This is a genomic window from Streptomyces sp. enrichment culture, assembly GCF_964273145.1.
Lineage (GTDB): Bacteria > Actinomycetota > Actinomycetes > Streptomycetales > Streptomycetaceae > Streptomyces.
Genome location: NZ_OZ186873.1, coordinates 5,346,306 through 5,369,896, shown reverse-complemented (window position 1 = coordinate 5,369,896; position 23,591 = coordinate 5,346,306). Strand labels below are relative to the sequence as shown.

Here is a 23,591-nt window from a genome sequence, read left to right as displayed (position 1 = left end):
GACCCGGTCCCCTGGTGGGGGACTTCGGCGCGTTCGTGCGCCGCTCGGCCCGCGCCGGACGGCTCGTCGTACAGCCCCGCATGGGCTTCGGCGATCCCGGGGTGATGCGCGAGGGCCTGCTCGCCACCCGGGACGCGGACGCCACCACCGTGGGCACGCTCACCCTGGACAGCTTCACCAGGGTGGGGGATCTCGCCGCCGTGGAGGCCGCGCTGCGCGAGGGCATCGGCATCAACGGCTTCCCGATCGTCACCCACGACGTGGACACCACCCGCTCGGTGCTGAGCGGCATCCACGCCGACGACTTCCCCGTCCAGGTGCGGCACGGCTCGGCGGCGCCGTTCGACATCTTCGCCGCCCTGATGCGGGCCGGGCTCAGCGCCACCGAGGGCGGCCCGGTCTCGTACTGCCTGCCGTACGGCCGCACGCCCCTCGACGAGTCGCTGCGGAACTGGGAGCGGAGCACCGCCCTGCTCGCGGAGTCGCGCGCGTGGGGTGCGCGGCCGCACCTGGAGACCTTCGGCGGCTGCATGCTGGGCCAGCTCTGCCCGCCGAGCATGCTGGTCGCCGTCAGCGTCCTCGAAGCGCTGTTCTTCCATTGCCTCGGCGTCGACGACGTGTCCGTCAGCTATGCCCAGCAGACGAACGGCGCGCAGGACCGCGAGGCGGTGTTCGCGTTGCGCCGGCTCTGCGCGGAGCTGCTGCCGGACGCGGACTGGCACGTGGTGATCTACGCCTACATGGGGGTCTACCCCACCACGCCCGAGGGGTGCCTCGGGCTACTCGGGCAGGCCGCCGAGCTGGCGGTGGACACCGGCTCGGAGCGTCTGATCGTGAAGACGGTCGCCGAGTCCCGCCGCATCCCCACGATCGCGGAGAACGTCGTCGCGCTCGAACACGCCGACCGGGTGGCCCGCACGGCCGCGGGCGCCGCCTCCCCCGCCGGGGCCTCGCCGGCCCGGGAGGCCGCCCGGGACTCACAGACGTACGCCGAGGCCCGCGCACTCGTCGACGCGGTGCTGAACAGCCACTCGAACCTGGGCAGCGCGCTGCTGCTCGCGTTCAAGCGCGGCTACCTGGACATCCCGTACTGCCTGCACCCGGACAACGCCGGCCGCTGCCGCAGCTACATCGACGAGGACGGCTGGCTGCGCTGGGCCGACACCGGGTCGCTGCCCATCACGGGCCTCGCCGGTGGCCGCGGGACCCGCCCCGTCACCTCCTCCGACCTGCTCGACGCCCTCTCCTACGTGCAGCGCGGCCACGACCGGCCGTTCCTGCACGGGGAGCGCCCGCCGTCCTGACGCCCGCCGGACCGCCCGGTCCCGGCCGGCCGTCTCCGCCGTGTTCCTCGCCCCGGAATCTCTTTTGGAGTGCACCGAATGACCGAGCCCGAGAACGTTCCTTCCGAGTCCGGTGGCGAGCCGGATGACACGCCCGAGACGCCGCAGTCCGCTCTGGCCGAGCGGCTGTCCGGACTGACCCCGGCCGAGCAGGAGCGCGCGGTCCTGGAGATCGTGCACGCGCAGACCGTCGCGGCGCTGCGCCGGGCCCGCCCCGACACCGGGGACGCGGTCGACACCGCGCTCCCCTTCCTGGAGCTGGGCTTCGACTCGCTGTCGTCGGTGGACCTGCACGCCCGTCTCGTCGCGGCCACCGGCGTCGACCTGCCGATCACCGTGGTCTACGACCACCCCACCCCCGTAGGGCTGAGCCGCTACGTGCGCGGCAGGGCCCTCGGCATCGCGCCCGAGCCGGTCGCCGTCACCGTCCCGCGCACGGTGCGCGACGACGACGACCCGATCGCCATCATCGGCATCGGCTGCCACTACCCCGGCGGCATCGACTCGCCCGAGGCGTTCTGGGAGCTGATGGCCGAGGGCCGCGAGGTGCTCGGCGACTTCCCCACCGACCGCGGCTGGGACGTCCCCGGCATGTTCGACCCCGACCCCGACCAGCCGGGCACGTCGTACGTCGACAAGGGCGGCTTCCTGGAGCGGGCGGCCGAGTTCGACGCCGACTTCTTCAAGATCAGCCCGCGTGAGGCGCTGGCGATGGACCCCCAGCAGCGACTCGTCCTGGAGACCTCCTGGGAGGCCCTGGAGCGCGCGGGCATCGACCCGTCCTCGCTGCGCGGCAGCCGCACCGGGGTGTTCTTCGGCGCCGAGGTGCACGAGTACGGCACCCGCGTCCACCAGGCCCCCCTGGGCCTGGACGGCTACCTGATGACCGGCAACGCGCCGAGCGTGGCGTCCGGCCGCGTCTCGTACACCCTCGGCCTCGAAGGCCCGGCGGTGACGGTGGACACCGCCTGCTCGGGCTCCATCGTCTCCCTGCACCTGGCGGCCCAGGCGCTGCGGAACGGCGAGTGCTCGCTCGCCCTGGTCGGCGGCGTGGCCGTGATGGGCAGCCCCGGCATGTTCACGGCGTTCAGCAGGCAGCGCGGGCTCGCGGCCGACGGCCGCTGCAAGGCGTTCTCCGAGGCGGCGGACGGCACCGGCTTCGCGGAGGGCGCCGGTGTCCTCGTCATGGAGCGCCTCTCCGACGCCCGGCGCAACGGCCACCGGGTGCTCGCGGTGGTGCGCGGCTCGGCCGTCAACCAGGACGGCGCGAGCAACGGCCTCACCGCGCCCAACGGCCCGTCCCAGCAGCGGCTGATCCTGCAGGCGCTGGCCGACGCGGGGCTGCGCCCGGCCGACGTCGACGCGGTCGACGCGCACGGCACCGGCACCAAGCTCGGCGACCCGATCGAAGCGCAGGCCATCCTCGCCACCTACGGCCAGGAGCGCCCCGCCGACCGGCCGCTGTGGCTCGGCTCGGCCAAGTCCAACCTGGGCCACACCCAGGCCGCCGGCGGCGCGGCCAGTGTGATCAAGATGGTGCTCGCCATGCGGCACGGCACACTGCCCAAGACCCTGCACGTCAACGCCCCGACCCCGCACGTCGACTGGTCGGCGGGCCGGGTGGAACTGCTCACCGAGGCCAGGCCCTGGGACACCCCGGAGGGCAGGCCGCGCCGTGCGGGCATCTCCGCGTTCGGGATCAGCGGCACCAACGCCCACGTCATCATCGAGGAGCCGCCCGCGGCCGAGGAGGTCCCGGCCCGTCCGGACACCGAGGCCCCCACGGTGCCGCTGGTGCTCAGCGCCCGCACCGAGGAGGCGCTCACGGCGCAGGCCCGCGGAGTGCTGGAGGTGCTGGCGTCCGGCGCCGCCCCGCACCCCCAGGACGTGGCCGTGGCGCTCGCCACCACCAGGGCCGCACTCGACCACCGCGCGGTGCTCCCGGCCGCCGGGCGGGAGGAGCTGCTGGCGGGGCTGCGCGCCCTGGCCGAGGGCGGCGAGGCCCCGGGGACCGTCCGGGGCCGGGTGGCGGGCGGCCGGCTGGCGTTCTTGTTCACCGGTCAGGGGGCTCAGCGTGTCGGCATGGGTGCCGGGCTGGCGGAGGCGTTCCCGGTGTTCGCCGACGCCCTGGACGAGGTGTGCGGACACCTCGACCTCCAGCTCGACATCCCCCTCAAGGAGGTGTTGTTCGCGGTGGAGGGGTCGCGGGAGGCGGCGTTGCTGGAGCGTACCGAGTACGCCCAGCCGGCTCTGTTCGCCCTGGAGGTGGCCCTGTTCCGGCTGGTGGAGTCCTGGGGGGTGCGTCCCGATGTCGTCATGGGCCACTCCATCGGCGAGATCGGCGCCGCGCACGTGGCGGGCGTGTTCTCCCTGGCCGACGCCTGCGCTTTGGTCGCGGCGCGCGGCCGGCTGATGCAGGCCCTGCCCCCGGGCGGGACGATGGCCGCGGTGCAGGCCGGCGAGGAGGAGGTGCGCGCCCTGCTGGCCGGGGCGGACGACGCCGCCGTCGCCGCCGTCAACGGCCCCGCCTCCGTGGTCGTCTCCGGTGCCGCGGCCCGGGTGGAAGCGGTCGTGGCAGCGGTACGGGCCAAGGGCGGCAAGACCTCCCGGCTGAAGGTCTCCCACGCCTTCCACTCCCCGCTGATGGAACCGATGCTCACCCAGTTCCGGCAGGTCGCCCAGGTGCTGCGGTACGCCGAGCCGCGCATCCCGCTGGTGTCGACGGTGACCGGACGCACCATCACGACCGGCGAGGTCACCTCACCCGAGTACTGGGCCGGCCACGTCCGCGACACCGTCCGCTTCAGCGACGCGGTACGCACCCTGGCCGACGACGGCGTCACCACCTTCCTGGAACTGGGCCCCGACGCCGTACTGAGCGCCATGGCCGCCGACACCCTGCCCCAGGACGGCACGCACTGCCTCCCGCTGCTGCGCCGGACCCGGCCCGAACCCACCGAGGCCCTCACCGCCCTGGCCCACCTGTGGACCCACGGCCACCCCGTCGACTGGACCGCCCTGCACACCACCCCCACCCGCCACGTCGACCTGCCCACCTACCCCTTCCAACGACAGCGCTACTGGCTGGAGAGCGTCACCGAGGGCGGTGACGTCTCCACCCTGGGGCAGCTCCCCGCCGACCACCCCCTGCTGGGCGCGCTGGTCAACGCCCCCGGCACCGGCACCACCGTCCTGACCGGACGCATCAGCGCCCGGACCCACCCGTGGCTGAACGACCACGCGATCATGGGCACCCCATTGCTGCCCGGCACCGCCTTCGTGGAGCTGGCCCTGCACGCGGGGCACCGCACCGGCGCGCCCCGGCTGGAGGAGCTCACCGTCCACGTCCCGCTCGCGCTCCGGTCCGACGCCTTCACCGACCTCCGGGTCCAGACCTCGCAGTCCGACCACTCGGTCACCATCCACTCCCGGCCGCACGGCGCGGAGGACGACGCCCCGTGGACCCTGCACGCCACGGGCACGCTCACGCCCGGCTCCCCGGCGCCGAGCACCGGCTTCACCCCGGCCGCCTGGCCCCCGCCGGGCGCCACGCCCATCCCGCTCGACGGCACCTACGAGGAACTGGCAGCCCAGGGCTACGACTACGGGCCCGCCTTCCGGGGCCTCAAGGCCGCCTGGCAGCGGGGCGGCGAGATCTTCGCCGAGGTGGCACTGCCCGAGCAGGCACGTGACGGTGCGGCCGCGTTCGCGCTCCACCCGGTACTCCTCGACGCGGCGCTGCACGCCACCGACCTCGGCGAGGGCGGCACGTGGGACGGGCAGACCGTGCTGCCCTTCGCGTGGAGCGGCGTCTCCCTGCACGCGACCGGCGCGACCACGCTGCGCGTGCGCATCACCAGGTCGGGCGAGGACGGCGTACGGCTCCTCCTCAGCGACCCGGCCGGCCGGCCCGTCGCCGAGGTGGACCGGCTGGCCATGCGCCCGGTGTCGGCCGAACGGATCGCCGCGGCCCGCGACGGCGCGGACACCCACCTCTACGCGGTGGAGTGGGCCGAACTGCCCCTGGCCGCGGACCGGACGGCCCCCGCCGCCGGCACGTGGGCGGCGCTCGGAGCCGGGTCCGGTGAGTGGGAGTGGGCCGGCGCCACCGCCCACACCGATCTGGCGGCCCTCACCTCGGCGCCGGAGGTCGTCGTGCTGACCTGCCCCCGGGGCGCGGACGGCACCGACGTGCCGGAGCGGGTGCGCGAGGCCGCGGGCGGTGTGCTGGAGGCGCTGCAGCGGTGGCTGGACGACGAGCGGTTCGCGTCGTCCCGGCTCGTGGTGGTGACCCGGGGAGCGGTCGGTCCGGAGGGCGGTTCCGCGGAGCCGGTGGATGTGGCGGGCGCCGCGGTGTGGGGGCTCGTGCGCTCGGCACAGGCCGAACACCCGGACCGCTTCGTGCTACTGGACTGGGACGGTGTGCGGCCCGCCCTGCCCACGCTCGCCGCGGCGCTGACGAGCGGTGAGCCGGAGATCGTCCTGCGCGGTGGCGTCGCCCACGTGTCCCGGCTCGTGCGCGCGACCCCGGACACCCCCGCCGCCACCGGCTTCGAGTCGTGGGACCCGCAGGACACCCTCCTCATCACCGGAGGCACCGGCGCACTGGCCACCCTCATCGCCGAACACCTCGTCACCCACCACGGCATACGCACCCTCGCCCTCGCCAGCCGCAGCGGAGCCACCGCAACCGGCGCCACCACACTCACCCAACACCTCACCGACCTCGGCGCCCACGTCACCCTCCACACCTGCGACGTCGGCGACCCCACCCAAGTCACCGAACTCATCAACACCCTCCCCCACCTCAAAGGCATCATCCACACCGCCGGCACCCTCAACGACGCCACCCTCACCAACCAGACCCCCACCCACCTCGACACCACCCTGACCCCCAAAGCAGACGCCGCCTGGCACCTGCACCAGGCAACCACCCACCTCGACCTCACCCACTTCATCCTCTACTCCAGCGCCGCCGCCACCCTCGACGGCGCCGGACAAGCCAACTACGCCGCCGCCAACGCCTTCCTCGACGCCCTCGCCCACCACCGCACCCGACACGGCCTCCCCGCCCACTCCCTCGGCTGGGGCCTGTGGAACACCGGCCAGGGCATGGCCACCAACCTCACCCGACACGACCTCGCCCGGCTCGACAGCGGGCCGCTGCTCCACCTGACCACCGCCGAGAACCTCGCCCAGTTCGACGCCGCCCTCACCACGCGCCGCCCCGCACTGCTCCCCGTCCGGATCAACCCCCGGCACCCCGGACTGCCGCTCACCGCGAACCTCCGCCCCGCCACCCCCGCCAGGCCCACCGCGCACACCGCGGAGCAGGCGGCCGAGGGTCCGACGGCCGTGACCCGGCTGAGTGGTCTCCAGCCCGCGGAGCGCGCACGCGCTGTGCTGGACCTGGTCCGTACGCATGTCGCCGGGGTGCTGCACCACGACAGTCCGAGCGCCGTGGACCCCAAGCGGGCCTTCACCGAAATCGGTTTCGACTCGCTGTCGTCGGTGGAGCTGCGCAACCGGCTGAACAAGGTGGCGGACCTGCGGCTGCCCGCCACCCTCGTCTTCGACCACCCGACGCCGCAGGCGCTTGCCGACCATCTGAACGACAAGCTCTTCGGCGACGCGACCGCGGCGGTCCCCGCGATCCCCGTGGCGCCGTCCGACGCGGACCCCGACGAGCCCATCGCGATCGTCGGCATGAGCTGCCGCTTCCCCGGGGGCGTCACCAGCCCCGAGGAGCTCTGGGAGTTGCTGGCCGAGGGCCGCGACGGCGTCTCGACGTTCCCCGCCGACCGCGGCTGGCACATCGAGGAGATCTTCGACCCGGAGCCGGGCAAGCCCGGGAAGACCTACTCGATCGAGGGTGGCTTCCTGCACGACGCGGCGGACTTCGACGCCGAGTTCTTCGGCATCTCCCCCCGGGAGGCCCTCGCCACCGACCCCCAGCAGCGCCTCCTGCTGGAGGCGTCCTGGGAGGCCCTGGAGCGCGCCGGACTCGATCCCCACGCCCTGCGCGGCAGCCGCACCGGCGTCTTCACCGGCATCATGTACCACGACTACGCCTCACGCCTCGGCAACTCCCCCGTCCCCGAGGGCGTCGACGCCTACCTCGGCAACGGCAGCCTGGGCAGCGTCGCCTCCGGCCGGGTCTCCTACACCCTCGGCCTCGAAGGCCCCGCGGTCACGGTCGACACCGCCTGCTCCTCGTCCCTGGTGGCACTGCACTGGGCGATCCAGGCGCTGCGGAACGGCGAGTGCTCGCTCGCCCTCGCCGGCGGCGCGACGGTGATGTCGACGCCGGACACCTTCATCGACTTCAGCCGGCAGCGGGGACTCGCGAGCGACGGGCGCATCCGTTCGTTCGCCGAGGCCGCGGACGGCACCGGCTGGGGCGAGGGCGTCGGCGTGCTGGTGGTCGAGCGGCTCTCCGACGCCCGGCGCAACAACCACCCCGTCCTCGCGGTGGTGCGCGGCTCCGCCGTCAACCAGGACGGCGCCAGCAACGGCCTCACCGCCCCCAACGGCCCCTCCCAGCAACGCGTCATCAACCAGGCCCTGGCCGCCGCCCACCTCTCCCCCGCCGACATCGACGCCGTCGAGGCACACGGCACCGGAACGGTCCTGGGCGACCCCATCGAGGCACAGGCCCTCATCGCCACCTACGGCCAGGACCGGCCCGCGGACCACCCCCTGTGGCTCGGCTCCATCAAGTCCAACATCGGACACACCCAGGCCGCCGCCGGTGTCGCCGGAGTGATCAAAATGGTCATGGCGATGCGGCACGGGGTGCTTCCCAAGACCCTGCACGTGGACGAGCCCTCGAAGAAGGTCGACTGGTCGGCGGAGCGGGTGGAGCTGCTGACCGAGGCCAGGCCGTGGCAGAGCGAGCGGCCCAGGCGCGCGGGGGTGTCCTCCTTCGGGATCAGCGGCACCAACGCCCACGTCATCATCGAGCAGGCCCCCCGGCAGCCGGAGCCGGAGGACACGGCGCAGCCGTCCGCCGCGCCACTGCTGCCGGTGGCCCTCAGCGCCCGTACGGCCGACGCGCTGAAGGCGCAGGCCCAAGCCCTGGTGGAGCTGCTGGAGGAGGAGGACGCCCCGGATCCGGTGGACGTGGCCGCGGCGCTCGCCACCACCCGGGCGCAGTTCGAGCGCCGCGCGGTGGCCGTTGGCCCGGACCGCGAGGAGCTGCTCACCGGACTGCGCGCGATCGCGGCGGGCGGGAACGCGGCGGGCGTCGTCCGGGGAACCGTCACCGAGGGCCGGCTGGCGTTCTTGTTCACCGGTCAGGGGGCTCAGCGTGTCGGCATGGGCGCCGGGCTGGCGGAGGTGTTCCCGGTGTTCGCCGACGCCCTGGACGAGGTGTGTGTCCATCTGGATCCGCTGCTTCCGCGTCCGCTCAGGGAGGTGTTGTTCGCGGTGGAGGGGTCGCGGGAGGCGGCGTTGCTGGAGCGTACCGAGTACGCCCAGCCGGCTCTGTTCGCCCTGGAGGTGGCCCTGTTCCGGCTGGTGGAGTCCTGGGGGGTGCGTCCCGACGTCGTCATGGGCCACTCCATCGGCGAGATCGGCGCCGCGCACGTGGCGGGCGTGTTCTCCCTGGCCGACGCCTGCGCTTTGGTCGCGGCGCGCGGCCGGCTGATGCAGGCCCTGCCCCCGGGCGGGACGATGGCCGCGGTGCAGGCCGGCGAGGAGGAGGTGCGCGCCCTGCTGGCCGGGGCGGACGACGCCGCCGTCGCCGCCGTCAACGGCCCCGCCTCCGTGGTCGTCTCCGGTGCCGCGGCCCGGGTGGAAGCGGTCGTGGCAGCGGTACGGGCCAAGGGCGGTAAGACCTCCCGGCTGAAGGTCTCCCACGCCTTCCACTCCCCGCTGATGGAACCGATGCTCACCCAGTTCCGGCAGGTCGCCCAGGTGCTGCGGTACGCCGAGCCGCGCATCCCGCTGGTGTCGACGGTGACCGGACGCACCATCACGACCGGCGAGGTCACCTCACCCGAGTACTGGGTCGGCCACGTCCGCGACACCGTCCGCTTCAGCGACGCGGTACGCACCCTGGCCGACGACGGCGTCACCACCTTCCTGGAACTGGGCCCCGACGCCGTACTGAGCGCCATGGCCGCCGACACCCTGCCCCAGGACGGCGCACACTGCCTCCCGCTGCTGCGCCGGACCCGGCCCGAACCCACCGAGGCCCTCACCGCCCTGGCCCACCTGTGGACCCACGGCCACCCCGTCGACTGGACCGCCCTGCACACCACCCCCACCCGCCACATCGACCTGCCCACCTACCCCTTCCAACGACAGCACTACTGGATCGACGCGGTGGCCGAGCGGGCCGACGTGGCCTCCGCCGGTCTGGACGCCGCGGAGCACCCGCTCCTCGGCGCGGCGATCACCCTGCCGGAATCGAGCGGTGTGGTGCTGACGGGGCGCATCGGCCTGCGGACCCACGCCTGGCTGGCCGACCACCTCGTCATGGGCACCGCCGTCCTGCCCGGGGCCGCGCTCGTCGAACTCGCGCTGCGGGCCGGCGACCACGTGGGCTGCGGACTGCTGGAGGAGCTGACCCTCCAAGCGCCGCTCGTCCTGCCCCGCAGCGGTGCCCGCGACCTGCGGGTGACCGTGGGTGAGCCGGACGGGTCGGGGCGGCGTCAGGTCGGCGTGTACTCGCGGGCCGTGGACACCGCGCCGGAGGCCTGGACCAGGCACGCCGACGGCTTCCTCGCCACCGGCGCGGGAGCGGCGCCCGCCGGGGCCGACCTCGGCGTGTGGCCGCCGGAGGGCGCCGCCACCGTGGACCTGGACGGGCTCTACGAGACGCTGGCCGCCGACGGGCTCGACTACGGCCCGGTGTTCCGGGGCCTGCGTGCCGCCTGGCGGCGCGGCGACGAGGTCTTCGCCGAGGTGGCCCTCCCGGAGGACGCGCACGCCACCGCCGGTGCCTTCGGCCTCCACCCCGCGCTCCTGGACGCCGCCCTGCACGCGAGCGAACTGCTGGGCAGGGGAACCCGGGAACCGGGGCGCGGGGCGAGCCTGCCGTTCGCGTGGAGCGACGTGTCGCTGCACGCCTCGGGGGCGACCGCGCTGCGGGTCAGGCTCTCGGCGGTCGGCGGTGACGCGGAGACGGTGTCGCTCGACCTGGCCGACCTGACGGGGGCGCCGGTGGCGACGGTGCGTTCGATGGCGGCGCGTCCGGTGTCGGCCGAGCAGATCGCGGCGGCCCGCGACGTTTCACTGCCGCTGTACCACGTGGAGTGGGTCCCGGTCGCGACGTCCGAGGCCGGGGAGTCACCCGGCGACTGGGTGGTGCTCGGCCCCGAGGCGGACAAGTGGTCCTGGACGGGTGCGCGGGCCTGCCGGGACGTGGCCTCGCTCGGGGACACGGTCCCGCCGGTGGTGCTGCTGCCGGTCCCGGCCGTCGAGTTCGGTACGGGGGACCCGGACGGCGCGGTGACGCTGCCCGCACGGCTGCGTACGGTCCTGGGAGATGTGCTGGGCACGCTCCAGCAGTGGCTGGCGCAGCCGCGCCTCGCGGCATCGCGGCTGGTCGTCGTCGCGCAGGGGACGGGCGGCCCCGCCGACCTGGTCGGCTCCGCGGTCGGCGGTCTGGTCCGCGCGGCCCAGGAGGAGAACCCGGGCTGCTTCGTACTGGCCGCGTGGGACGGCGCGGAGGCGTCGCTCCGCCGCTTCCCCGCCGCGGTCGCCAGTGGTGAGCCGTGGGTGTCCCTCACGCCGGACGGCGTCTACGCGGCGCGGCTGGCGGAGGCCGGCCCGGCCGAGGCGTCCGGGACCGGCTTCGAGTCGTGGGACCCGCAGGACACCCTCCTCATCACCGGAGGCACCGGCGCACTGGCCACCCTCATCGCCGAACACCTCGTCACCCACCACGGCATACGCACCCTCGCCCTCGCCAGCCGCAGCGGAGCCACCGCAACCGGCGCCACCACACTCACCCAACACCTCACCGACCTCGGCGCCCACGTCACCCTCCACACCTGCGACGTCGGCGACCCCACCCAAGTCACCGAACTCATCAACACCCTCCCCCACCTCAAAGGCATCATCCACACCGCCGGCACCCTCAACGACGCCACCCTCACCAACCAGACCCCCACCCACCTCGACACCACCCTGACCCCCAAAGCAGACGCCGCCTGGCACCTGCACCAGGCAACCACCCACCTCGACCTCACCCACTTCATCCTCTACTCCAGCGCCGCCGCCACCCTCGACGGCGCCGGACAAGCCAACTACGCCGCCGCCAACGCCTTCCTCGACGCCCTCGCCCACCACCGCACCCGACACGGCCTCCCCGCCCACTCCCTCGGCTGGGGCCTGTGGAACACCGGCCAAGGCATGGCCACCAACCTCACCCGACACGACCTGGAGCGGCTGGGCAACAGCTCTCTGCTGCCCTTGGCCACCGCCGAGAACCTCGCCCTGTTCGACGCCGCCCTCACCACGCGCCGCCCCGCACTGCTCCCCGTCCGGATCAACCCCCGGCACCCCGGACTGCCGCTCACCGCGAACCTCCGCCCCGCCACCCCCGCCAGGCCCACCGCGCACACCGCGGAACAGGCCGCTCCGGCCGATCTCGCGACGCTGGAACAGCGGTTGGCACCGCTGTCCGGGGACGAACGCCTGCGGCTGCTCGAAGACGTGATCGGCGTCGAGGTGGCCGCGGTGCTCGGGCACGCCGACGCCTCCGCGGTCGATCCGGCCCGGACGTTCCAGGAGTCCGGGTTCGACTCGCTCACCGCGGTGGAGCTGCGCAACCGGTTGAAGAAGACGACGGGGCAGCGGCTGCCCGCCACGCTGATCTTCGACTATCCGACACCGCAGGCCCTGGCGGGGGCCCTGCTGGAGGAGCTGGTGCCCGCGCTGGAGGAGATCACCGCGGGTGCAGGGTCCGCGGAGGCCCGGGCGCGGGGGACCGCGGAGGCGGACGAGGACGCGCTGCGGCGCGTCCTCGCCTCGGTGCCGCTGGCCCGGGTCAGGGAGGCGGGGCTGCTCGACGCGCTGCTCGCCCTGGCCCCGGCCGGGCTCGCGGTGGACGGGGCGGCGGACGGCCCGGAAGACGACGCGGGGCACGGCGCCGAGGAGGACCAGAGCGACGCGATCCTGGCGATGGACATCGACGATCTCATACGTGAGGCGTTCGAGCGCAGCGACTCGGAACAGCCCGAATGACGGCGGCGGGGGCCCTGCCGGGGCCCCCGTCCCGCCGTGGACGACTCAAGTCACCAGCCATACGAGCGAGCAGGAATGCGAGTGACGACCGTGGACACACCCGTGCAGAAGATCGCCGAGGCGCTGCGCGCGTCGCTGCTGGAGAACGAGCGGCTGCGCCGACGGTATGACGAGGCCACGGCCGCCGCCGCCGAGCCGGTGGCCATCGTGGGCATGAGCTGCCGCTTCCCGGGGGACGTGGAGTCCCCGGAGGACCTTTGGTCGCTCGTCGACTCGGGCACCGACGCCATCACCGACTTCCCCGCCAATCGGGGATGGGACCTCGACAAGGTGGTCGATCCCGAGGGCACCCGGCCGCACACCAGTTACACCGGGCAGGGTGGATTCCTGCACCGGGCACCGGAGTTCGACGCGGCGTTCTTCGGGATGAGCCCGCACGAGGCCACCGCCACCGACCCCCAGCAGCGGCTGCTCCTGGAGGTGTCCTGGGAGGCGTTCGAGCGGGCCGGCATCGACCCGCAGTCCCTCGTCGGCACCCGGACCGGTGTGTACGCGGGCGTGATGGCCACGGACTACCCGGTGCGGGTGGGCACCGTGCCCGAGGGCGCCGAGGGGTTCATGGTCACCGGCACCGACGGCAGCATCGTCTCGGGGCGCGTCTCCTACACGCTGGGCCTCGAAGGACCGTCCCTGTCGGTCGACACGGCCTGCTCGTCGTCGCTGGTGGCCCTGCACCTGGCGGTACAGGCGCTGCGCAAGGGCGAGTGCGGTCTCGCGCTGGCGGGCGGGGTCACCGTGATGTCCACGGCCCGTACGTTCGTGGAGTTCAGCCGGCAGCGCGGGCTCGCGCTCGACGGCCGCTGCCGGTCCTTCGCCGACTCCGCCGCCGGCACGGGCTGGGGCGAGGGCGTGGGCATGCTCGTGCTGGAGCGGCTGTCGGACGCGCGCCGCAACGGGCGCCGCATCCTCGCGGTGGTGCGGGGCTCGGCGCTGAACCAGGACGGCGCGAGCAACGGCCTGACCGCGCCGAACGGACCCTCGCAGCAGCGGGTGATCCGCCAGGCGCTCACCGACGCGGGACTCACCCCCGCGGACGTCGACCTCGTGGAGGCCCACGGCACGGGCACCGTCCTGGGCGACCCCATCGAGGCGCAGGCCCTCATCGCCACGTACGGCAAGGACCGTTCCGCGGGCGATCCGCTGTGGCTCGGCTCGGTCAAGTCCAACATCGGGCACACCCAGGCCGCCGCCGGTGTGGCCGGGGTGATCAAGTCGGTGCTGGCGCTGCGGCACGGGGTGCTGCCGCGGACCCTGCACGTGGACACCCCCTCCTCCAAGGTGGACTGGGAGGACGGTTCCGTGCGGTTGCTCACCGAGCCGCTGCCGTGGGTGCGCGACCGTCCGCGCCGCGCCGCGGTCTCCTCCTTCGGGCTCAGCGGCACCAACGCGCACGTGATCATCGAGCAGGCGCCGGAGAGCGAGCCGGCCCCGTCCGCGGAGCCGGCCGCCGCGGCCGCGCAGCCGTACCCGTTCCTCCTCAGCGCGAAGAGCAGGGCGGCGCTGCGCGAGCAGGCGGGGCGGCTCGCCGAGCGGGTCGCGGGCGGCCTCGGTGTCCGCCTCGTCGACCTCGGCCACTCGCTGGCCACCACCCGCGCCGCGCTGGAGCACCGCGCCGCGCTGGTCGCGGGCGACCGGGACGAATTGCTCGCGGGGCTGCGGGCCGCCGCGGCGGGCGACACCCCCGACAACCTGGCGAGCGGCACGGCCGCCAGCCGGGCCAAGGTGGCCTTCGTCTTTCCCGGACAGGGCTCGCAGTGGGCCGGCATGGCGGTCGAACTCCTCGACTCGTCACCGGTGTTCGCCCGGCGCGTCCACGAGTGCGCGCAGGCCCTGAGCGCGTTCACCGACTGGGACCTGCTGGCCGTGCTGCGCGGCGATCCCGACGCCCCCTCCCTGGAGCGCGTCGACGTGGTGCAGCCCGTGCTGTTCGCCGTGATGGTGTCGCTGGCCGAGCTGTGGCGCGCTCACGGGGTGCGGCCCGCCGCCGTCGTCGGCCACTCGCAGGGCGAGATCGCCGCGGCGTGCGTCGCGGGCGCCCTCTCCCTGGAGGACGCCGCCCGAGTGGTGGCCCTGCGCAGCCGGATCATCGCGCGCCGGCTGGCGGGTCCCGGCGGCATGATGTCGGTGTCCTCACCCGCCGATCGGGTCGAGGAGCGGTTGCGGCGCTGGAACGGGCGGCTGTCCGTGGCCGCGGTCAACGGCTCGGGATCGGTGGCCGTCTCGGGCGACTCGGGCGCGCTCGACGAATTGCACGCCGAGTTGCAGGCGGACGGCGTGTGGGCACGGAAGATCCCGGTCGACTACGCCTCGCACTCCGCCCATGTGGAGGCCATCGAGGAGGAGTTGCTCGACGTTCTCGCGGACATCGCCCCGCGCGCCTCCCGCATCCCGTTCTACTCGACGGTGACCGCGTCCGTCATCGACACCACTGGACTCGACGCCGCGTACTGGTACCGCAACCTGCGCCGGACGGTGCGCTTCGAGGAGACCACCCGGGTGCTGCTGGCCGAGGGGCACACCGTCTTCGTCGAGGCGAGCCCGCACCCGGTGCTGTCGGTGGGCATCCAGGAGACCGGGGAGGCCGTGGGGCGGCCCGCCGCCGCGCTCGGTTCACTGCGCAGGCACCACGGCGGCATGGGCCGCTTCCACCGCTCGCTCGCGGAGGCGTGGGTGCGCGGGGTGGGCGTGGACTGGGGGCCGGTGTTCGCACCGCACGAGCCGTCGTGGGTGGATCTGCCCACCTATCCGTTCCAGCGCCGCTCGTACTGGCCGCGCCCGGAACCGGGCGGTTCCGACGTGGCCTCGGCCGGGCTCGACGGCGCCGACCACCCCCTGCTGGGTGCCGCGATCGGCCTCGCCGACGCCGACGGCGCGCTGCTGACGGGCCGGATCGGCCTGGACACCCATCCGTGGCTGGCCGACCACGCAGCCGGCGGCACGGTGCTGCTGCCGGGCACGGCGCTGGTGGAACTCGCCGTCCGCGCCGGTGACCAGGTCGGCTGCGGCCGGATCGACGAACTCACCCTGACCGCCCCGCTGCCGCTGCCCGACAAGGGGGGCGTCCAGCTCCAGGTGTTCGTGGGCGTGCCCGGCCGGGACGGCCGGCGCCCGGTGACGATCCACTCGCGCCCGCCGGCCGGCACCGGGCCCGACGGCGGCGACGAGACGGGCTGGACGGGACACGCCACCGGCTTCCTGGTTCCCGAGCCCGCACGGCCCGAGCCCGCGGATGCCTCGGCTCCGTGGCCGCCGGAGGGCGCCACCGCCTTGGACGTGACGGACCTCTACGAGCGGCTGGCGGAGGAGGGCTACGGCTACGGCCCGGTCTTCCGGGGACTGACCGCCGCCTGGCAACGCGGTGACGAGGTGTTCGCCGAGGTCGCCCTCACCGATGACGCCCGCGGCGAGGCCACCAGGTTCGGCCTGCACCCCGCGCTCTTCGACGCGGCCCTGCACGCGGCGGGCCTCGGCCCCTTCGGCACCACCGCCGCGACCGGCACCGCCGACGGCATCCGGCTGCCCTTCAGCTGGAGCGGGGTGAGCCTGTGGGCCGTGGGCGCCGCGGCGCTCCGGGTGCGGGTCGCACCGAACGGGGACGACACGGTGAGCCTGAGCCTGGCCGACCCGACGGGCGCGCCGGTGGCCTCCGTCGACGGGCTGATCCTGCGCCCGGTCGCGCTCGACGGTCCGTCGACCGCCCCGGCCCCGCACCGCGACTCGCTGTTCCGGGTCGAGTGGCAGCCGAGGCCCGACGATGCCTCCACCGCGCCCGAGACCTCATGGGCCCTGCTGCCCGGCCACGGGGCCGCGGATGCCGCCGCCCACGCCGCGCTGCTTCCGGCGGGCGAGCCCGCGGGCGCCGGCGCCGCGCCGGAGCTGCTGGTCCTCCCGGTCCCGCCGGTCGAGGTCCCGGAGGCCGAGCGGATGCCGGAGCTGCTGCGCGCCACCCTCGGCAGCGTGCTGGCCGCGCTTCAGGGCTGGCTGGCCGAGGACCGCCCGGCAACGTCCCGTCTCGCCGTGGTCACCCGCGGGGCGGTGGGCCCCGAGGGGGTGCCGACGGACCTGGTCGGCGCGGCGGTGTGGGGGCTCGTCCGGGCGGCGCAGGCGGAGACGCCGGACTGCTTCGTGCTGGCCGACACGGACGGCACGCCCGAGTCCGCGCGACGGCTCGCCGCCGCGGCGCTGACGAGCGGTGAGCCGGAGATCGTCCTGCGCGGTGGCGTCGCCCACGTGTCCCGGCTCGTGCGCGCGACCCCGGACACCCCCGCCGCCACCGGCTTCGAGTCGTGGGACCCGCAGGACACCCTCCTCATCACCGGAGGCACCGGCGCACTGGCCACCCTCATCGCCGAACACCTCGTCACCCACCACGGCATACGCACCCTCGCCCTCGCCAGCCGCAGCGGAGCCACCGCAACCGGCGCCACCACACTCACCCAACACCTCACCGACCTCGGCGCCCACGTCACCCTCCACACCTGCGACGTCGGCGACCCCACCCAAGTCACCGAACTCATCAACACCCTCCCCCACCTCAAAGGCATCATCCACACCGCCGGCACCCTCAACGACGCCACCCTCACCAACCAGACCCCCACCCACCTCGACACCACCCTGACCCCCAAAGCAGACGCCGCCTGGCACCTGCACCAGGCAACCACCCACCTCGACCTCACCCACTTCATCCTCTACTCCAGCGCCGCCGCCACCCTCGACGGCGCCGGACAAGCCAACTACGCCGCCGCCAACGCCTTCCTCGACGCCCTCGCCCACCACCGCACCCGACACGGCCTCCCCGCCCACTCCCTCGGCTGGGGCCTGTGGGCGCAGAAGTCCGACATGACGACCCACCTGACCGAGGCGGACGTCGCACAGCTGGCGCGGTCGGGGGTGCTGGGCCTGTCGGCGGAGGAGGGCGCGGCCCTCTTCGACATCGCGGTCTCGGGGTCGGCCCCGGTGCTGCTGCCGGTCCGGCTCGACCTGAAGGCGCTGCGCGACCGGCCGGGCGGCCTGCCACCCCTGCTGAGCGGCCTGGTGCGGCCCGTGGCACGGCGAGCGATGGCGTCCGCCGCGGCGGACGGTGACGACACGCTGGCCCATCGGCTGCTGCGGATGCCGGCGCCCGAGCGCCGCCGGCTGCTGCTCGGCCTGGTACGCACCCATGTCGCGGGCATCCTCGGGCACGACGGCGCGGAGGCCGTCGACCCGGAGCGCGCCTTCAGGGACCTGGGCTTCGACTCGCTCGCCTCCGTGGCGCTGCGCAACCGGCTGGGCGCGGCCGTCGGCATCAGACTGCCGGTCACCCTGGTCTTCGACCATCCCACACCGGCCGCCCTGGCGGAGTTCCTGCTCGCCGGAGTCGGCGGCGCCGACGAACCGCGGGAAGCGGCCCCGGCGCGGCCGGCCGGTACGGTCCCCGACGAGCCCATCGCGATCGTCGGCATGAGCTGCCGCTTCCCCGGGGGCGTCACCAGCCCCGAGGAGCTCTGGGAGTTGCTGGCCGAGGGCCGCGACGGCGTCTCGACGTTCCCCGCCGACCGCGGCTGGGACCTCGCGGAGATCTGCGACACCAACGGGGTACGGCCGAACACCAGCCACGCGATCGAGGGCGGTTTCCTCTACAACGCGGCGGACTTCGACGCCGAGTTCTTCGGCATCTCCCCCCGGGAGGCCCTCGCCACCGACCCCCAGCAGCGCCTCCTGCTGGAGGCGTCCTGGGAGGCCCTGGAGCGCGCCGGACTCGACCCCCACGCCCTGCGCGGCAGCCGCACCGGCGTCTTCACCGGCATCATGTACCACGACTACGCCTCACGCCTCGGCAACTCCCCCGTCCCCGAGGGCGTCGACGCCTACCTCGGCAACGGCAGCCTGGGCAGCGTCGCCTCCGGCCGAGTCTCCTACACCCTCGGCCTCGAAGGCCCCGCGGTCACGGTCGACACCGCCTGCTCCTCGTCCCTGGTGGCACTGCACCTGGCCGTGCAGGCGCTGCGGAGCGGCGAATGCCAACTGGCGCTCGCCGGCGGCGCGTCGGTGATGTTCACGCCCGAGACGTTCATCGACTTCAGCCGGGCGCACAACCTCGCCTTCGACGGCAGGGCGAAGGCGTTCGCGGGGGCGGCGGACGGCACGAGCCTCTCCGAGGGCGTCGGCGTGCTGGTGGTCGAGCGGCTCTCCGACGCCCGGCGCAACAACCACCCCGTCCTCGCGGTGGTGCGCGGCTCCGCCGTCAACCAGGACGGCGCCAGCAACGGCCTCACCGCCCCCAACGGCCCCTCCCAGCAACGCGTCATCAACCAGGCCCTGGCCGCCGCCCACCTCTCCCCCGCCGACATCGACGCCGTCGAGGCACACGGCACCGGAACGGTCCTGGGCGACCCCATCGAGGCACAGGCCCTCATCGCCACCTACGGCCAGGACCGCCCCGCGGACCACCCCCTGTGGCTCGGCTCCATCAAGTCCAACATCGGACACACCCAGGCCGCCGCCGGTGTCGCCGGAGTGATCAAAATGGTCATGGCGATGCGGCACGGGGTGCTTCCCAAGACCCTGCACGTGGACGAGCCGACGCCCCATGTGGACTGGACGGCCGGCCGGGTCGAGCTGCTGACCGAGGCCGTGCCGTGGAGCGGCGAGGAGCCCCGCCGAGCCGGCGTGTCCTCCTTCGGGATCAGCGGCACCAACGCCCACGTCATCCTGGAGCAGTCGCCGAGCCCGGAGCCCGTCCAGGACACGTCTGCCGAGCTCCCCACTCCTTCGGGTCCCGTGCTGCTCCCGGTGTCCGCCGCGAACGCGGCCGCGCTGCGTGCGCAGGCCAAGGGGGTGCTGGACTTGCTGGACGCCGCGGACGCCCCGGATCCGGTGGACGTGGCCGCGGCGCTGGCGACCACGCGCGCCCGGCTGGACCGCCGCGCGGTCGTCCTCGGCACGGACCGCGACGAGCTGCTGGCGGGGCTGCGCGCCCTGGCGGCCGGGGAGACCACCCCGGGCCTGGTCCAGGCGAGCGCGACCGAGGGCCGGCTGGCGTTCTTGTTCACCGGTCAGGGGGCTCAGCGTGTCGGCATGGGCGCCGGGCTGGCGGAGGTGTTCCCGGTGTTCGCCGACGCCCTGGACGAGGTGTGTGTCCACCTGGATCCGCTGCTTCCGCGTCCACTCAAGGAGGTGTTGTTCGCGGTGGAGGGGTCGCGGGAGGCGGCGTTGCTGGAGCGTACCGAGTACGCCCAGCCGGCTCTGTTCGCCCTGGAGGTGGCCCTGTTCCGGCTGGTGGAGTCCTGGGGGGTGCGTCCCGACGTCGTCATGGGCCACTCCATCGGCGAGATCGGCGCCGCGCACGTGGCGGGCGTGTTCTCCCTGGCCGACGCCTGCGCTTTGGTCGCGGCGCGCGGCCGGCTGATGCAGGCCCTGCCCCCGGGCGGGACGATGGCCGCGGTGCAGGCCGGCGAGGAGGAGGTGCGCGCCCTGCTGGCCGGGGCGGACGACGCCGCCGTCGCCGCCGTCAACGGCCCCGCCTCCGTGGTCGTCTCCGGTGCCGCGGCCCGGGTGGAAGCGGTCGTGGCAGCGGTACGGGCCAAGGGCGGCAAGACCTCCCGCTTGAAGGTCTCCCACGCCTTCCACTCCCCGCTGATGGAACCGATGCTCACCCAGTTCCGGCAGGTCGCCCAGGTGCTGCGGTACGCCGAGCCGCGCATCCCGCTGGTGTCGACGGTGACCGGACGCACCATCACGACCGGCGAGGTCACCTCACCCGAGTACTGGGCCGGCCACGTCCGCGACACCGTCCGCTTCAGCGACGCGGTACGCACCCTGGCCGACGACGGCGTCACCACCTTCCTGGAACTGGGCCCCGACGCCGTACTGAGCGCCATGGCCGCCGACACCCTGCCCCAGGACGGCGCACACTGCCTCCCGCTGCTGCGCCGGACCCGGCCCGAACCCACCGAAGCCCTCACCGCCCTGGCCCACCTGTGGACCCACGGCCACCCCGTCGACTGGACCGCCCTGCACACCACCCCCACCCGCCACGTCGACCTGCCCACCTACCCCTTCCAACGACAGCACTACTGGATCGACGCGGTGGCCGAACTCGGCGATGTGACCGCCTTGGGGCAGTCCTCCGCCGGGCACCCCCTGCTGGGGGCCGTGCTGCACCGTGCCGGAGCCGAGGAGACCATCCTCACCGGCTCCCTGAACACGACCACCCACCCCTGGCTGGCCGACCACCGCATCATGGGCACCGTCCTGCTGCCCGGAACCGCACTGGTCGAACTCGCCATCCACGCCGGCGACCACACCGGCACCCCCCACCTGGAAGAACTGACACTCCAAACACCCCTGATCCTCCCGGCGGACCACAGCCTCGACCTCCAGGTCACCGTCGGCGCCCCCGACGACCAACGACGCCGCGCCCTCACCATCCACACCCGCCCCCACACCCCCCACGCCCCCTGGACCCAGCACGCCGAAGGCACCCTCACCCCCCAGCCCACCCACCACGACCCCGACGACGACCTCACCACCTGGCCACCCCCGGGCGCCGAACCCATCCCCCTGCACCACACCTACGAGACCCTGGCCGACCAGGGCTACCACTACGGCCCCACCTTCCAAGGCCTCACCGCCGCCTGGAGCGACGGCGACCACCTCTACGCCGAAGTCACCCTCCCCGACCAAGCACACCACGACGCCGACGCCTTCGGCCTCCACCCCGCCCTCCTCGACGCCGCCCTCCACGCCCTGGACCTCGAGGGCCCGCAGAGCGGCGGTGAGCAGTCGGGCATGCTGCTGCCCTTCGCGTGGCGGGGCGTGACCCTGCACGCCTCCGGGGCGACCCGGTTGCGGGTGCGGATCACCCGTGCCCCGGGGAACGCGCTGTCCGTTCTCGCGGCGGACGCGCGGGGCGAGACCGTGGTGTCCGTGGACTCGCTCGTGCTGCGCGCCATCACCGCCGGACAGCTTCCGGACAGCGGGGCCGCCCGGCACCCGCTGTTCGGTGTCGACTGGACTCTCGTGCCGCTCCCGCGGGTGGGCGATCCCGCCGCGGAGCTCCTGACCGTACGGCTCTCCGGCGCGCACACCGCGGAGGACGCCTGGCGGGCCGGGGCGGAGGCCCAACTGCCCGCCGTCGTTCCCCCGATCGTGGTGCTGCACGGTGACGAGGGACCCGACACGTCACTGTCCGGCTCCGAGCCGGTCCCCGTGTCGGCGGGGACTGCCGCGGCGGTGCGGATCGCGACCGGACGGGTGCTGTCGTTGCTCCAGCGGTGGCTCGTGGACGATCGGTTCAGCGACACCCGGATCGTCGTCGTCACCCGGCGGGCGGTGTCCGCGCCCCGCCCCGGTGGCGAGGCCGAGGAGGTGCTCGACCTCGCGGGCTCCGCGGTGTGGGGGCTCGTGCGCGCCGTGCGCGAGGAGCACCCGGGCCGGGTGGCGCTGGTGGACGTGGACGGCACGCCGGAGTCGTGGAAGTCCCTGCCCGCGGCGGCGGCGACCGGCGGGGAACCCGAGCTCGCCCTGCGCGACGGCACCGCCCTCGCCCCGCGGCTCGTACGGGTCACGCCCACCGCCGACCGGGCCGGCCGTACCGTCCCAGAGGCCCGGAACATCCGGTTCGCGCCCGAGGGCACCGTGCTGGTCACCGGTGGCACCGGCGGCCTCGGCCGGGTGGTCGCGCGTCACCTCGTCGCACAGCACGGCGTACGGCGCCTTCTGCTGCTCAGCCGCCGCGGTCCGGCCGCCGACGGAGCCGGCGAACTCGTCTCCGAGCTCGCCGAGTCGGGCGCGCACGTCGACGTCGTGGCCTGTGACGCGGCCGACGAGGACGCGCTGCGGGCCGCGCTCGCCAAGATCCCGGACGCCCACCCGCTGACCGGTGTCATCCACACCGCCGGGGTGCTCGACGACGCGACGCTGGCCGCGCAGACGCCCGAGCGGTTCGACACCGTGCTGCGGCCCAAGGTCGACGCGGTGCTGAACCTGCACCGGTCGACGGCGGACGCGGACCTCGCCGCGTTCGTGGTGTACTCGTCCGCGGCGGGCACCCTCGGCGCCGCGGGACAGGCCAATTACGCGGCGGCCAACGCCTTCCTCGACGCCCTGGTCCAGCACCGGCGGGCCCGGGGACTGGCCGGGCTCTCGCTGGCCTGGGGGTTGTGGGCCGCGGACACGGGAATGAGCGACGGGCTCACCGAGGCCGACGTCCGGCGGATGGAACGCTCCGGGATGCGGCCGCTCGCGGAGGACGAGGGCCTGGCGCTGTTCGACGCGGCGCTCGCCGGGGACGTCCCGGATCGCGCGGTGCTGCTCCCCATGGCGCTGGACGTCACCCGCGTCGCGGCCGGCCGGAGCGCCGAGGGCGTGCCCGCGATGCTGCGCGCGCTGCCCGGGGCACCCGCTCGCAGGGCCGTGACCCGGGGCGATGGCGGTACGGGTGACGGGTCCCGGGGCGGCGACCTGGCGGGCCGGCTGGCGGGGATGGCGCCGCAGGAGCAGGAACGCGCCCTGCTGGACCTGGTGCGCGGCCACACGGCGGAGGTGCTGGGCCACGCGCGGGCCGCGGACGTCGATCCGGCGCGCGGCTTCGTGGAGCTGGGCTTCGACTCGTTGACGGCGCTCGAACTGCGCAACCGGCTGGGCGGCGTGAGTGGGCTCCGGCTGCCGTCCACCCTGATCTACGACCACCCGACCCCGCTGGCCGCGGCCCGTCACCTGCGGACCGAACTGGTGGGAGGCGGGGGCGCGGCGGTGTCGCCCCTGGAGGCCCTGGAGGCCGAGCTGGCGGGCCTGGAGGCCGCGATGAGCACGGTCACCCCCGACGTGGACGAGCACACCCGCGTCACGGCCCGGCTGCGGGCGCTGGTGGCGCAGTGGAGCGAGGTGGCCCGGCCGGCCGACGAACGCACGGCCGAGGAGGACCGGGCGGAGCTGGAGTCGGTCTCCGCGGACGAGCTGTTCGACATCCTCGACAGCGAGCTGGACGCCGACTGACTCCGGCCGGGT

3 protein-coding genes are annotated in these 23,591 nt (G+C 74.5%); all 3 read left to right on the top strand.

Features of this window, described 5'->3' with window-relative positions; genetic code table 11:
* The first annotated feature begins 14 nt into the window (after window positions 1-14).
* The 3 genes from ACSU6Z_RS24030 (at window position 15) to ACSU6Z_RS24020 (ending at window position 23,579) form a co-directional block, all read left to right on the top strand.
* Window positions 15-1,304, top strand: coding sequence for a methylaspartate mutase (locus ACSU6Z_RS24030; protein ID WP_437050453.1), 1,290 nt, complete (start codon window positions 15-17; stop codon window positions 1,302-1,304).
* A 78-nt stretch (window positions 1,305-1,382) separates the two neighbouring features.
* Window positions 1,383-12,539, top strand: coding sequence for a type I polyketide synthase (locus ACSU6Z_RS24025; RefSeq protein WP_437048631.1), 11,157 nt, complete (start codon window positions 1,383-1,385; stop codon window positions 12,537-12,539).
* A gap of 90 nt (window positions 12,540-12,629) precedes the next feature.
* Window positions 12,630-23,579 (top strand): SDR family NAD(P)-dependent oxidoreductase, encoded by a 10,950-nt coding sequence (locus tag ACSU6Z_RS24020; protein ID WP_437050451.1) that lies wholly within the window; start codon window positions 12,630-12,632, stop codon window positions 23,577-23,579.
* The last annotated feature ends 12 nt before the right edge of the window (window positions 23,580-23,591 follow it).

Coding starts and splice junctions, on each gene's coding strand:
- ACSU6Z_RS24025 (WP_437048631.1), top strand. CDS start 1,383: ATGACCGAGCCCGAGAACGTTCCTTCCGAGTCCGGTGGCGAGCCGGAT.